We start from the raw sequence: 11,837 nt of genomic DNA on the forward strand, positions 1-11,837 counted from the left end.
GTGGGTGCGGCGGCGCTTGCTGAGGCCGGGGTTGCGGCCGGCTGGGACGGCTTCTCCGCTGGGCGGGGAGCTGCGGGCTTGACCGGTGTCGTCACTCGGGCGGTGGCCGTTGTGCGGGGTGGCGGCGTGGCGCCCGGTGGAGTTGTGGAGCGGGGGTCGGCCACGGCGGCGCCTGCGGCGGCTGCTCGCGGGGTTGCCGGGGGTGACTTCGGGGGCTGGGTGGTCGGCCTGCGGGACTCCGGCGCGGTGGGCGGCGGGGTGGTGGTTTGGCCCGGTGGGGTTGCTGCGCGCTTGCGGTGGGCTGCCACCTCGTCGGCCGTGATTGAGCCGAATGCGGAGCCTGACCCGCGCATCGTCGCGTCCAGGGCTGGACGGCGCGAAGCCGCTGCATCCGCTCCTGGGGGCGGGGACGATGGTGTGCCCGTACCGAATCGGTTTTCGATCTTGGTGGCATCCAGCTCGGGTGACTTCGGGGCGTCGACCCGCGTCGGGGTTTCCGCTGGTGGGCGGCCTACCGAGGCCTTGCCCGGCACGAAGATCGGCCCGCGGCCGGGCGCGCCCGGTGCCGTCGGCGGGCGGCCCGGATTGACCGGCGGGCCTGGCGGAGTGTCCTGCGCGCGGGCCGGGATGATCGGTGGCCGCGCGGGGCTGACCGGCGGGCGGGCCGGGGTGATCGGCGGACGGGCGGGAGTGACCGGCGGGCGCGGGCCGGGGACGACCGGCGCGGAGGCCGAGACACCTGGCACGACCGGCGGTGTGAGGCCCGCGGACGGACGTTCGCGGCCGACGCCGGGGCGGCGCATCGTCGGGCTCATCGGGAAGCTCAGCTTCGACCGGCGGCCGGTCGCCCGCAGCAGCAACCGCTCCGCTTCCTCGGCGTTGATGCGGTGGGCCGGATCTTTGCGCAGCAGGCCGTTGAGCACCGGCTTGAGCGGCCCGGCGTTGCGGGCCGGCGGCGGATTCTCGGTGGCCAGCGCGGCCAGCGTGGCGATCGCGGACGGCCGCGCGAACGGTGAGGCGCCTTCGACGGCCGCGTAGAGCGTCGCGCCGAGTGACCACAGGTCGGCGCCGGGGCCTGCGGTGCCGTCGCGGGCGCGTTCCGGGGCGATGTAGGCCGGGGAGCCCAGCACCAGGCCGGTGCGGGTCACGTTCGGGTCGCCGGGGACCGTCGCGAGCCCGAAGTCGGTGAGGACGACGCGGCCGTCCTCGCTGATCAGCACGTTGCCGGGCTTCACGTCGCGGTGCACGACGCCGGCGCGGTGCGCGGCGCGCAGGGCGTTGAGGACGCCGAGGCCGATCTCCGCGGCGCGGACCGGGGCGAAAGGCCCGTCCGCGGCGAGAATGTCCTGCAAGGACCGCGACGGGACGTACTCCATGACGATCCACGGATCGGCATCGGTACGCAGCACGTCGAAGACGCGGACCACGTTGATGTTGTTGAGCCGGGCGATGGCGCGCGCTTCCCGCAGCGAACGCTCGCGCATCTCCTGCCGCTCCTCGGGGGTCAGCCCCGGTGGCGGCACGAGTTCCTTGATGGCGACCTCGCGGTGCAGGACGACGTCGGTCGCCCGCCAGACACGACCCATCCCGCCCTGACCGAGCGGCGCAACGAGCCGGTAACGGTCAGCGACAATGAGCGGAGGGGAAGTAGACATCACGCAGAAAATACCCGGTCATGTCGAGCCGCAGCGAATCGATCAGCCGAGTGTGGGACGCGTGTCACCGAGAACCTCCCGCAAGGCCTTAAGCTTGATCAATGGATGAGGAACCGCTGGTCAGCGTCGTGCGTGGCACACCGACCCCGGAAGAGCTGGCGGCGCTGGCGTGCGTCCTGGCCGGCCGGGCCGTGAGCGGTGCTTCACGTTCACGCACGCCGGCCCCGACCCCGTGGACAAGAAGTGCCCGCCCGGCCGCGGTCCGGCCGTCCTGGCGATCCTCGGCGCAACCCCGCTAGACATCGACGGGTCTCGGTAACGTTGCGACTGTCCATAGCCCTGGGTAGGGGCTGCAGCAACAAGCGGTGACAGACTACTCTCGCGGAAGATTTCGCACTCTCGGGGGAGGGCCTGGACCATGATCGCAGACGACGGACCACCGCCGCTGATCGGCAGTGAAAGCTCGATCGAGACGGACATCCGCGCGATGGAAGAGTTCGCCGCGACGCTCGCCAACGAGGTCCAAACGGGATACGACCCGCAGCTGCAGAAGGTCATCCCGGCCATGCTGACCAAGCTGCCGACCCCGAACTCCGACTTTCCCGAGTTTGCAAGCTTCATGGAGCTGCACCACGAGGTCCAGCAGCAGACCTTCTCGAACACCTTCAACTTCCGCGACGGCACCCACCACTTCGCGGTGGTCGCGCAGTCGATCAGCAAGGAGTACGCCTCCAGCGACGCCTTCGCCGAGGCGAAGGTCCGCGACGTCAACGACGGCTTCGCAGCGGCGAGCGACCCGCTGAGGAGCGAGACCGGAACAGGGGAGAACGGCTGATGCTGATCGCTGACGGGGGCGGCGGCTATGGCGGCACCCACTGGGCGTCCAAGGAAGTCCCGGCCATGTGGGCGGCCATCGCCAACCAGGACACCGAGGCGCACTATCAGGTGGTCGGCGGCTGGAGCAAGACGGCTGATCTGACGCTCGCTCACCTCGCTCAGGTCCGGGTGTACCGCGACAATCTGGCGAGCGTGTGGCCGCCGTCGAAAAGCCCGGCCGCGGCGGCTTATATCGCCCGCCTCGACAAGCTGATGGCTGATCTCCAGGCGACTCATGACGCGGCGTCGGCAAATTACACGGCTTTTTCGACGGTGACGCTGACGCTGAGTTTGGCCCGGCAGAAGCTTGAGGCGCTGTACGACAAGTACGAGAGCAACGCCAAGCAGAATTTTGTCTGGCAGCAAAAGCGGGATGCTGCGGCGGCATCGCCTAAGCCGTCGCCTACGCCGACGCCTTCGCCGTCTCCGGGGCCGTCGCCTACGGCTCAGACTCCGCCGGTGTCGGCGGCGGCGCAGGAGGAGCTGAACCGGCAGGCTCGGGTCATCATGTACGACCTGAGCAGCACGGTGTTGAGTGGGCAGGCGGCCCTCCAGAAGCCAAAGCCTTATCGTCCTGGCCAAGACGGATACGGCGAGGACAATAACGGCCAAACTATGGATGGAGGCGGCGGCGGCTTCGCCACTCCACCGATCATTCCGCCGCCCGGCGGAAGTGGTGGCGGATCCTCAGGGGGATCAGCCATTCCCAATACGTCATCCCACGTCACCCCGGTGTCGCCGACACCGCACACTCCGGTGGGTAGTGGCCCTGTTACCGGCGGCGTCGGCGCCGGCGCCGGCCCGATCCTGGGCGGAGTCGGTAATCCGCCGGTCATCACGCCGCCCAATCCGGGCCTCCAGCCTCCGGTTCCGACACCCACTCCTCCCGGGCCTGGCCCAGTGCCAGGACTCATTGGAACTCCAGGTGCGAGTGGCCTCCTACCGACCAGCGGGCCGCTGCCGAACGGCACGGGAGCGCCACGAACAGGCCTCGTCAAGCCGGGAATGCCTGGCGGCGCCGGCCGCATGACGATGCCGTCGGGAGGCGTCATCGGCGCCAACCCGGGCAGCGGGATGATCGGGCAGATGCCGACCGGCGCTCAGGGCGGTCGTCCGCCCGGCGCGGGTCGAGTGAATCCCGTCGGTGGAGTCATCGGCCAGCAGGGTGGCGCTCCGCAGGGCCGGGGCGGTACACCAGCCCACGGTATGCCGATGCAGAACGGGCAGGGACGCCCGTGGGGTCGACGCCAGGAAGGCGAGCAGGAGCGCTGGGATCCGGACAATCCGTGGTCGACCGAGGAAGGCGTCGATCCGGTCGTTCTTCCGCCGGACGATTTCGGCCCTATTGATCCGGGTCCCGCTATCGGTTATCCGAGATGAGACGACAACTAATCGCTTTGTTTGCGGCGGCGCTGGCGGGAGCTGGCGCCGCCGCTTACGGGACGCCCGCATTCGCGGACGTCCGGAACGACCAATGGCATCTGAGCTATCTGCATATAGATCAAGCGCATCGCATCAGTACCGGAAAAGGCGTCACTGTCGCCGTCATTGACTCGGGTGTGGCGAAGCACCCCGACCTCACCGGCGTTGTAAGTGGCACGGACATGCTGAAGCCCGGGGGTGACGGGCGGACAGATGCGACAGGACACGGCACCAGCATGGCTGGCCTTATTGCCGCCCATGGCAACAGCCGTCAGCGCGCGCTGGGCATCGCTCCCGACGCAAAGATCCTGCCGATACGCGTGCTTGGTCAAGGCAAGACCATCATCAGCCTCGGCCCTGCTATCCGGTATGCAATTTCACACGGCGCCAAGGTCATCAACTTGTCCCTTGGTGGCCAACTCGACCCGGACGACCTGGCAGGCGTCAACGAAGCTGAGGAAGCCGACGTAGTAGTCATCGCGTCGGCTGGCAATAAACCCGATGCCGTTTCCATCTCAGCACCGGCCTTTCTTGAAAGCGTGGTCGCTGTAGGTGCGGTAAACCGCAGCGGCAAGCAGGCGAAGATTTCGGTCTCGGGAAGTGCACTCGACCTCGTCGCGCCCGGGGAAGACATCACGAGCACCAATCGCGAAGGCGGCTACAACGTCCGCCAAGAGGGCACATCCCATGCCGCGGCCATCGTCTCCGGGGCGGCCGCGCTGATTCGTAGCAAGTACCCGAACATGAGCGCCGCGGAGGTCGTTGAGCGGCTTGAGTCCACAGCCGTCGACAAGGGTGCGCCCGGCGTTGACCCCGACTACGGCCACGGCATCATCGACATCGTCGCCGCGCTCAAGGGTCCCGCCTCCTCCACCCCACCGTCATCCGCCGCTCCCGCCCCCACGACAACCACCGCCGCACCAGCCCCGACCCCCGCCCCCCAGGCAGAACCCGAGCCGGCCAGCAGCAACACCCCGCTCATCATCAGCGGCGTAGCCGTCCTCATCGCCTTGGGCGGCTTAGCCGCCTTCCTCCTAGCGCGCCGTCGCTCCCACCCGCGCTCCTGATCATCCGGGCTTGTAGCGTTGACTCCCGTGCAGACCGACATCGCCCCTCGCTTGGTGCTTGCTTCCGCCAGCCCGGCCCGGCGCGCCCTGCTCGCCGCCGCCGGGATTGACGCGACCGTGCAGGTCAGTGGCGTTGATGAGTCCGTAGTAGAGGCTGACAACGCCGCGGATCTCTGTCTTGCGCTTGCTCGGATGAAGGCGCGGGCTGTCGCCGCCACGCTGCCCGCCGATCCTGACGTTCTGGTGCTCGGCTGTGATTCCGTGCTGGCCTTCGACGGGGAGATTCTCGGGAAGCCGCACAGTCCGGCCGAGGCCACCCGGCGCTGGCATGCCATGCGGGGGCGGTCCGGTGTGCTGCACACCGGGCATCACCTCACCGACCTGGTCAGTGGCAAACAGGCCGAGGAAGTCGGCGCGACCGTGGTGCATTTTGCCGATGTCACCGATGATGAGATCTTGGCCTACGTCGCCTCGGGCGAACCCCTGCATGTTGCCGGGGCGTTCACCCTGGACGGCAAGGGTGGTGCGTTCGTCGAGCGGATCGAAGGGGATGCCGGCAATGTCATCGGTTTGTCGCTGCCGCTGCTCCGGCGGTTGCTCATGAGCTTCGGGCTCACCGTTCCCCAGCTGTGGAGGGCGCAGCCGTGAGTTTCAAGGAGCTTCCGCTCACCCCTGAGCTGCATGACTACCTGCTGAGTCACAGCACGCCGGCCGACGAGGTCACCACTGATCTCATCGCCGAGACGCGGGCTGTGGTGGCCGGGCATGCCAGCATGCAGGTCGCGCCCGAGCAGGCCGCGTTTCTGCGGTTGCTGACGTCGCTTCTCGGCGTACGGAATGCGGTTGAAGTGGGCACCTTCACCGGGCTGTCCGCGCTTTCCATCGCGCGGGGTCTCGCCGAAGGCGGGAAGTTGGTCTGTTTCGACATCTCCGAGCAGTTCACCCGGCTGGCGCACCGCTACTGGGAGCGGGCCGGAGTCGACGACCGGATCGATCTTCGGATCGGGCGGGCCACCGAGCGGCTCAAGGAGCTGCCCGAGGAGCCCTATCTCGATCTGGTCTTCATCGACGCCGACAAGGGCGGCTACATCACGTACTGGAACGAGCTGGTCCCCCGGGTGCGGCCCGGCGGCGTCATCCTGGTCGACAACACGCTGTGGTCGGGCCGGGTCGTCGACCCGCGCAGCGAGTCGGACCGGTTCATCACCGGCTTCAACGACGTGGCCCGCAACGACCCGCGCGTCGAGCTGGTCATCCTCCCGATCGCCGACGGCCTGACCATGGCCCGTCGGCTCCCCTGAGGAAGCCGGCGAGCCCAGAGAACGGTCAGCGCACGCTGCGCGCGAACAGCCGAGCTGCCCAGGTCAAAGCCAGCGCGGCGAGGGCGGCCATGATCAGCAACCCCTGCCAGACGGCCGGGGCGCCCAGGTTGCCCAGGAACAGAGCCCGGACCCCGTTGACCGCCCACGAGAACGGGTTCCAGTCCGCGACCGCCTGCAACCAGCCAGGGGCGAAGGTCAACGGCAGCAAGATCCCGGACAACAGCAGTACGGGCTGAGCCACCGTGTTCATCAGCGGCGCCAGCGCATCCTCGCTCTTGACCGCCAGCGCCACCCCGTACGACAGCGCCGAGGTCATCAGCGAGATCAGGGCCAGCATCAGGTACGCCAGCAGCAGGTTGCCGATGAACACCCGCAGGTCGAAGGCGAGCGCCAGCAGCGTGATGATCACCGCCTGGGCCAGCAGGGACACGGTGTCGCGCAGTGACCGTCCCAGCAGCAGGGCGAACCGGCTGACCGGGGTGACCCGGGAGCGCTCGATCACCCCCGCGCGCAGCTCGGCGATCAGGCCGAAGCCCTGGAACAGACCACCGAAGATGGCCAGCAGCACCAGCAGGCCGGGCACGAAGATCTCGTACGCCTCGGCGTTGGTCCGCACGCCCAGCGCCGGCTTGAGCAGCGGCGCGAACAGCAGCAGGTACATCACCGGCTGGAAGATGCCGACGAGGATCCAGACCGGGTTGCGCAGCAGCAGCTGCATCTGCCGCTGGAAGATCAGTGAGGTGTCGCGTACCAGTTTCACAGCTCAGCTCTCCCGCAGCGATCGGCCGGTCTTGGTCAGGAACACGTCGTCGAGGCTGGGCCGGTGCAGCTCGATCGTGCCCAGCGGCACCGAGGCGCCGTCCAGCGCGCGCAGGATCAGCGGGATCGCGGTCGCGCCCTCGTCGACGTAGAGCCGGACGCTGTCCTCGTGGGTCTCCAGCTTGTTGACGAAGTCGGCCGAGCCCAGCACTTCGGCCGCCCGCGCCGGTGACGCCACCCCGACCCGGACCACGTCGCCGGAGATCTCCCGCTTGAGCGCGGCCGGCGTGCCCGAGGCGACGATCTCGCCGTTGTCCATGATCGAGATGCGGTCGCAGAGCGCGTCCGCCTCGTCCAGGTAGTGCGTGGTGATGAAGACGGTCATGCCCTCGGCGCGCAACCGGCGGATCTCGTCCCACATGTGGGCGCGGCTCTGCGGGTCGAGGCCGGTGGTCGGCTCGTCGAGGAAAACCACCTTCGGCTCGTGGATGATGCCGAGCGCGATGTCGACCCGGCGGCGCTGGCCCCCGGAGTAGGTCTTGCACTTGCGGTCGGCGTACTCGCTGAGCTGGAAGCCCTCCAGCACGCGGGCGGCCCGTTCGGTGGCGACTGACTTCGAGATGCCGTAGAGGCGGGCCTGCAGGACCAGCTCCTCCCGGGCGGTGGAGTCGTCCCAGGTGCTGCCGCCCTGGGCCACGTACCCGATGCGGCGCCGGACCTCGCCCGGGTCCGTGCGCAGGTCGGCGCCCGCGATGGTGGCCTCGCCGCCGTCGGGCTGGATGAGGGTGGCGAGCATGCGCAGCGTCGTGGTCTTGCCGGCGCCGTTCGGGCCGAGGAAGCCGAAGATCTCGCCCTCGTCGACGGTCAGGTCGACGCCCCGGACGGCGTCGACGGTTTTCTTCTCGCGGCCCTGGCGGGACGTGAAGGACTTCCGTAGCCCCCGCGTTTCGATCATGGTGACCCCCAGTCGTAGGCAGGCGGACGCCCGCCACCGGTCGTCAGGCAGCGTAGGACCGGTCCACGCAGTAGTCAAACTTGATTAATCAGTGATCACCGCCGAGCCGGGAAAATACGGCTCGTCCTTCTCGATCCGTTTCGCGGTGCGCTCACACCAGCGGATCTCCGCCTCGGCCCGCTCGATCTGCAGCTCCCACATCCAGCTCACGTAGACCGGCTTGTTGTCGGCCCAGTCGGCGCCGATGAGGGCCTGCAACTGCGTGATGCCCGCGCCGAGCTGGACCGCGCGGTTGCGCAGGGCTGCCGCGGCCTCGGTGCGCGGGAGGGCGGGCAGGAACGAGAAGGCGGCCATGAACGGATCCGGCGGCGTGGCGAGGGACCACCAGTTGCCGCGCAGCAGCGACTGGAACTCGGCGATGCCCTTCTCGGTGATCTCGTACGTCGTGCGGGCCGGCCGCGCCCCGACCTGCTCGGTCGCCACCTCGCGCAGCAGCTCCTCCTCGGCCAGCTTGCGCAGCGCGTGATAGATCGAGCCGGGCTGGACGTTGGCCCACTTGTCGGCGCTCCAGCTCAGCAGCTCACGGCGTACGTCGTAGCCGTGCACGGGCTGCATCCACTGGACCAGACCGAGGATCATCATGCGGGTCGCCGACATATCTCACAGGTTAATAGCCAAACTTGACTGAGCGGCCCGCCGGTCCCGGACGATAGGCTCAGCCCCGTGCGCAAGGTACTGATCGCCAATCGCGGCGAGATCGCCGTCCGTGTCATCCGGGCCTGCAAGGACGCGGGCCTGACCAGCGTCGCCGTCTACGCGGACGCCGATCGCGACGCGCTGCCCGCGCGACTCGCCGACGAGGCGTGGGCGTTGGAGGGCGAGACCGCGGCAGAGACCTATCTGCGCATCGACAAGCTGCTCGACGTCGCCGCCCGCAGTGGCGCCGACGCGATCCACCCCGGCTACGGTTTCCTGTCGGAGAACGCCGACTTCGCTCAGGCCGTACAGGATGCGGGTCTGACCTGGATCGGACCGACGCCGCAGGCGATCCGCGACCTGGGCGACAAGGTCACCGCGCGGCACATCGCGCAGCGGGCCGGCGCGCCGCTGGTGCCGGGCACGCCCGAGCCGGTCAAGCACGCCGACGAGATCATCGAGTTCGCCCGTGAGCACGGCCTGCCGGTCGCCATCAAGGCGGCGTTCGGCGGCGGCGGCCGCGGCCTCAAGGTCGCCCGCACGGCCGAGGAGATCCCGGCGCTGTTCGAGTCGGCGACGCGCGAGGCGGTCGCCGCGTTCGGCCGCGGCGAGTGCTTCGTGGAGCGTTACCTGGACCGCCCCCGGCACGTGGAGGCGCAGGTCCTGGCGGACACCCACGGCAATGTGATCGTGGTCGGCACCCGCGACTGCTCCCTGCAGCGCCGCCACCAGAAGCTCGTCGAGGAGGCCCCGGCGCCGTTCCTCAGCGACGACCAGCGCGAACGGATCCACACCAGCGCCAAGGCGATCTGCCGCGAGGCCGGCTACCACGGCGCCGGCACGGTCGAATACCTCGTCGGCCAGGACGGCACCATCTCGTTCCTCGAGGTCAACACGCGGCTGCAGGTCGAGCACCCGGTCAGCGAGGAGACCACCGGCCTCGACCTGGTGCGCGAGCAGTTCCGCATCGCCGACGGCGCGCGGCTGCCGTTCACCGAGGACCCGGTCCCGCGGGGGCACTCGATCGAGTTCCGGATCAACGGCGAGGACGCCGGCCGCAACTTCCTGCCGGCCCCGGGCCAGGTCACGAGCCTGACCTGGCCGTCCGGCCCGGGCGTGCGGGTCGACGCGGGCGTCGAGGCCGGCAGCGTCATCGGCGGCAACTTCGACTCCCTGCTCGCCAAGATCATCGTGACCGGCGCCGACCGCACCGAGGCACTGCAACGCGCCCGCCGCGTGCTCGACGAGACGGTCATCGAGGGCATGGCCACGGTGCTGCCGTTCCACCGCCTGGTCGTGCGCGACCCGGCCTTCGTGGACTTCACCGTGCACACCAACTGGATCGAGACCGAATGGGCGGGCGGCGTCCCCGCCTTCACCCCGGTCCCGGTGCCCGACCAGGATCAAGAGAGAGAAACCGTCGTGGTCGAGGTCGGCGGCAAGCGCCTGGAAGTGCGCCTCCCGGCCAACCTTTCCGGTACGCGCACAGTCACCCCAGCCCGCCCCCATGCTCGCCGCTCGGGGTCCGGAGCCCAGGCCGCAGGCGCAGGCGGCGCGGCCGCGCTGGCCGCCCCGATGCAGGGCACGATCGTGAAGGTCGCAGCCCAGAACGGCGACACCGTCTCGGAGGGCGACGTGATCGTGGTCGTCGAGGCGATGAAGATGGAACAGCCGCTGCAGGCTCACCGGGCCGGGACGGTCTCGGGTCTGTCCGTCGAGGTGGGCGCCACCGTGACAGCCGGCACGACGATCTGCGAGATCGCCTGACCGGCTCACCCGGCGCGGTCACGCGAACCCCTTCATCGGCTCAGCCGGCGGGGGTCAGGTGTCGGAGCACGGCGCGGGCTGCTTCGTCGGGCAGTTCCGGCATGTCCGGCAGGGCGCCGCTGAGCCACAGCGTCGCGAAGCCGTGCGCGAGCGACCACGCCGCCAGCCCGGTCTCCCGCACGTCCGCGCCGGCCTGACCATCCGGCAGGTCAGCGACCCCTGAGTAGAGCGCAGCGCTCGACCTGTCCCGCGCGGCCAGCAGCGCCGGGTCCTCCGCGTGGTAAAGATCCGGGCGCCACATCACCTCGAAGTGCGCCCGATGCGTCGTCGCGAACCGCACGTAGGTGACGCCGAGCTCGAGGAAGCTGCCCGTCGCCGCCCGGGTCTCCCGCAGCGCCGCCGCGAGCAGGTCGAAGCCCTCCGCCGCCAGCGCCGTGAGCAGCCCACGCTTGTCGCCGAAGTGATGAGCCGGCGCGGCATGCGAGACACCGGCCCGCCGGGCGAGGTCACGCAGGCTCAGCGCCGCCGGACCCTCCTCGGCGATCGATTCAGCAGCGGCGGCCAGCAGCGCGCGCCGCAGATCCCCGTGGTGGTAGCTCATGTCACCAGCATAACTTTCCATTGACAAGATGCGAGCGGTCGAGAAATCTTGGCAGCGACAAGTTTGGAGGACATGCGATGGCACCCCTGTTCACTCTGTTCGCCGGCACGCTGCTGGCCCGTCTGCTCGGCCTGCTCGGCGTGGACGCGCTCGACGGCTGGCTGCCCGCGCTGCGGGTGGGGCTGGCCCTGATGTTCGTGCTGACCGGCCTCGCCCACTTCGGCCTCGGCCGGCGCGCGAGCCTGGTCGCCATGGTCCCGCCGCGCCTGCCCCGGCCGGAGCTGCTGGTCACGGTCACCGGAGTCCTGGAGCTGGCCGGCGCCGCCGGGCTGCTGCTGCCAGCGACCTACCGGCTGGCGGCTGGATGCCTGGCGCTGCTGATGCTGGGGATGTTCCCGGCCAACGTGTACGCGGCCCGGCACCACGTCGAGCTGGCCGGCAAGCCCGCCACGCCGCTGCCGCTGCGCACCGCCTTGCAAGCGATCTTCGTAGCCGCCGCGCTCACCGTGGCTCTGGCCTGAGCGCCGGGCCTGGGCCGAGCCGCGCCGGGCTTGAGCCGAGCCGCGCCGGACCTGATCCGGGTCGCGTCTGGGCCGGGCCTGAACCGGGCCGCGTCTGGGCCGGGGCCTAAGCCGGGCCGCGCCTAACCGAGCCGCGCCGGGCCGCGCCGGGCCGGGCCGGGCCGGGCCGGGCCGGGCCGGGCCGGGCCGGGCCGGG

General features: G+C 69.9%; 12 protein-coding genes and 1 pseudogene. 8 read left to right on the top strand and 5 right to left on the bottom strand.

Annotated features, from left to right (window positions below; translation table 11 throughout):
- Nucleotides 1-614 precede the first annotated feature (614 nt).
- Nucleotides 615-1,655, bottom strand: a pseudogene (locus tag ACQP2Y_RS42905) (serine/threonine-protein kinase); the annotation flags it as partial.
- A 101-nt stretch (nucleotides 1,656-1,756) separates the two neighbouring features.
- On the opposite strand from ACQP2Y_RS42905, the gene ACQP2Y_RS42910 reads away from it, so the two are divergent.
- The 6 genes from ACQP2Y_RS42910 to ACQP2Y_RS42935 all read left to right on the top strand — a co-directional run bounded on the left by ACQP2Y_RS42910 (nucleotide 1,757) and on the right by ACQP2Y_RS42935 (nucleotide 6,321).
- Entirely contained in the window at nucleotides 1,757-1,954 is a 198-nt protein-coding gene (locus tag ACQP2Y_RS42910) for an acyl-CoA carboxylase subunit epsilon (RefSeq protein WP_433722157.1), read from the top strand.
- Nucleotides 1,955-2,073: 119 nt separating this feature from the next.
- Nucleotides 2,074-2,490: a hypothetical protein gene (locus ACQP2Y_RS42915; RefSeq protein ID WP_433722159.1), complete on the top strand. Its 417-nt coding sequence runs from the start codon at nucleotides 2,074-2,076 to the stop codon at nucleotides 2,488-2,490.
- Nucleotides 2,490-3,911, top strand: a complete 1,422-nt coding sequence (locus ACQP2Y_RS42920) for a hypothetical protein (protein ID WP_433722161.1) — start codon at nucleotides 2,490-2,492, stop codon at nucleotides 3,909-3,911. The genes ACQP2Y_RS42915 and ACQP2Y_RS42920 overlap by 1 nt, the downstream gene beginning before the upstream one ends.
- Nucleotides 3,908-5,020 carry a type VII secretion-associated serine protease mycosin gene (gene mycP, locus ACQP2Y_RS42925; RefSeq protein WP_433722163.1) on the top strand — a complete coding sequence of 371 codons (1,113 nt, stop codon included), beginning with the start codon at nucleotides 3,908-3,910 and terminating at the stop codon, nucleotides 5,018-5,020. The genes ACQP2Y_RS42920 and mycP overlap by 4 nt, the downstream gene beginning before the upstream one ends.
- A gap of 27 nt (nucleotides 5,021-5,047) precedes the next feature.
- Nucleotides 5,048-5,668 (top strand): Maf family protein, encoded by a 621-nt coding sequence (locus ACQP2Y_RS42930; RefSeq protein ID WP_360814875.1) that lies wholly within the window; start codon nucleotides 5,048-5,050, stop codon nucleotides 5,666-5,668.
- Nucleotides 5,665-6,321 (top strand): O-methyltransferase, encoded by a 657-nt coding sequence (locus ACQP2Y_RS42935; RefSeq protein WP_433722166.1) that lies wholly within the window; start codon nucleotides 5,665-5,667, stop codon nucleotides 6,319-6,321. Before ACQP2Y_RS42930 ends, ACQP2Y_RS42935 begins: the two co-directional genes overlap by 4 nt.
- Before the next feature lie 25 nt (nucleotides 6,322-6,346).
- On the opposite strand, the gene ACQP2Y_RS42940 is transcribed toward ACQP2Y_RS42935, so the two are convergent.
- The 3 genes from ACQP2Y_RS42940 to ACQP2Y_RS42950 all read right to left on the bottom strand — a co-directional run bounded on the left by ACQP2Y_RS42940 (nucleotide 6,347) and on the right by ACQP2Y_RS42950 (nucleotide 8,713).
- Complete coding sequence (locus tag ACQP2Y_RS42940; RefSeq protein WP_360814881.1) at nucleotides 6,347-7,102, bottom strand: ABC transporter permease; 756 nt, start codon at nucleotides 7,100-7,102, stop codon at nucleotides 6,347-6,349.
- Between the two features lie 3 nt (nucleotides 7,103-7,105).
- Nucleotides 7,106-8,056: an ATP-binding cassette domain-containing protein gene (locus tag ACQP2Y_RS42945; RefSeq protein WP_433722168.1), complete on the bottom strand. Its 951-nt coding sequence runs from the start codon at nucleotides 8,054-8,056 to the stop codon at nucleotides 7,106-7,108.
- Nucleotides 8,057-8,140: 84 nt separating this feature from the next.
- Nucleotides 8,141-8,713 carry a PadR family transcriptional regulator gene (locus ACQP2Y_RS42950; protein WP_433722170.1) on the bottom strand — a complete coding sequence of 191 codons (573 nt, stop codon included), beginning with the start codon at nucleotides 8,711-8,713 and terminating at the stop codon, nucleotides 8,141-8,143.
- Nucleotides 8,714-8,779: 66 nt separating this feature from the next.
- Between ACQP2Y_RS42950 and ACQP2Y_RS42955 the strand changes: the two genes are divergently transcribed.
- Nucleotides 8,780-10,519, top strand: a complete 1,740-nt coding sequence (locus tag ACQP2Y_RS42955; RefSeq protein WP_433722172.1) for an acetyl/propionyl/methylcrotonyl-CoA carboxylase subunit alpha — start codon at nucleotides 8,780-8,782, stop codon at nucleotides 10,517-10,519.
- 40 nt (nucleotides 10,520-10,559) lie between these two features.
- Here ACQP2Y_RS42955 and ACQP2Y_RS42960 read toward each other — a convergent pair whose 3' ends face one another.
- Nucleotides 10,560-11,141: a TetR/AcrR family transcriptional regulator gene (locus ACQP2Y_RS42960; RefSeq protein ID WP_433722174.1), complete on the bottom strand. Its 582-nt coding sequence runs from the start codon at nucleotides 11,139-11,141 to the stop codon at nucleotides 10,560-10,562.
- Nucleotides 11,142-11,197: 56 nt separating this feature from the next.
- On the opposite strand from ACQP2Y_RS42960, the gene ACQP2Y_RS42965 reads away from it, so the two are divergent.
- Nucleotides 11,198-11,641, top strand: a complete 444-nt coding sequence (locus ACQP2Y_RS42965) for a DoxX family protein (RefSeq protein ID WP_433722176.1) — start codon at nucleotides 11,198-11,200, stop codon at nucleotides 11,639-11,641.
- Nucleotides 11,642-11,837: the final 196 nt, after the last annotated feature.

It is taken from the genome of Actinoplanes sp. CA-051413 (assembly GCF_050955795.1).
GTDB lineage: Bacteria > Actinomycetota > Actinomycetes > Mycobacteriales > Micromonosporaceae > Actinoplanes.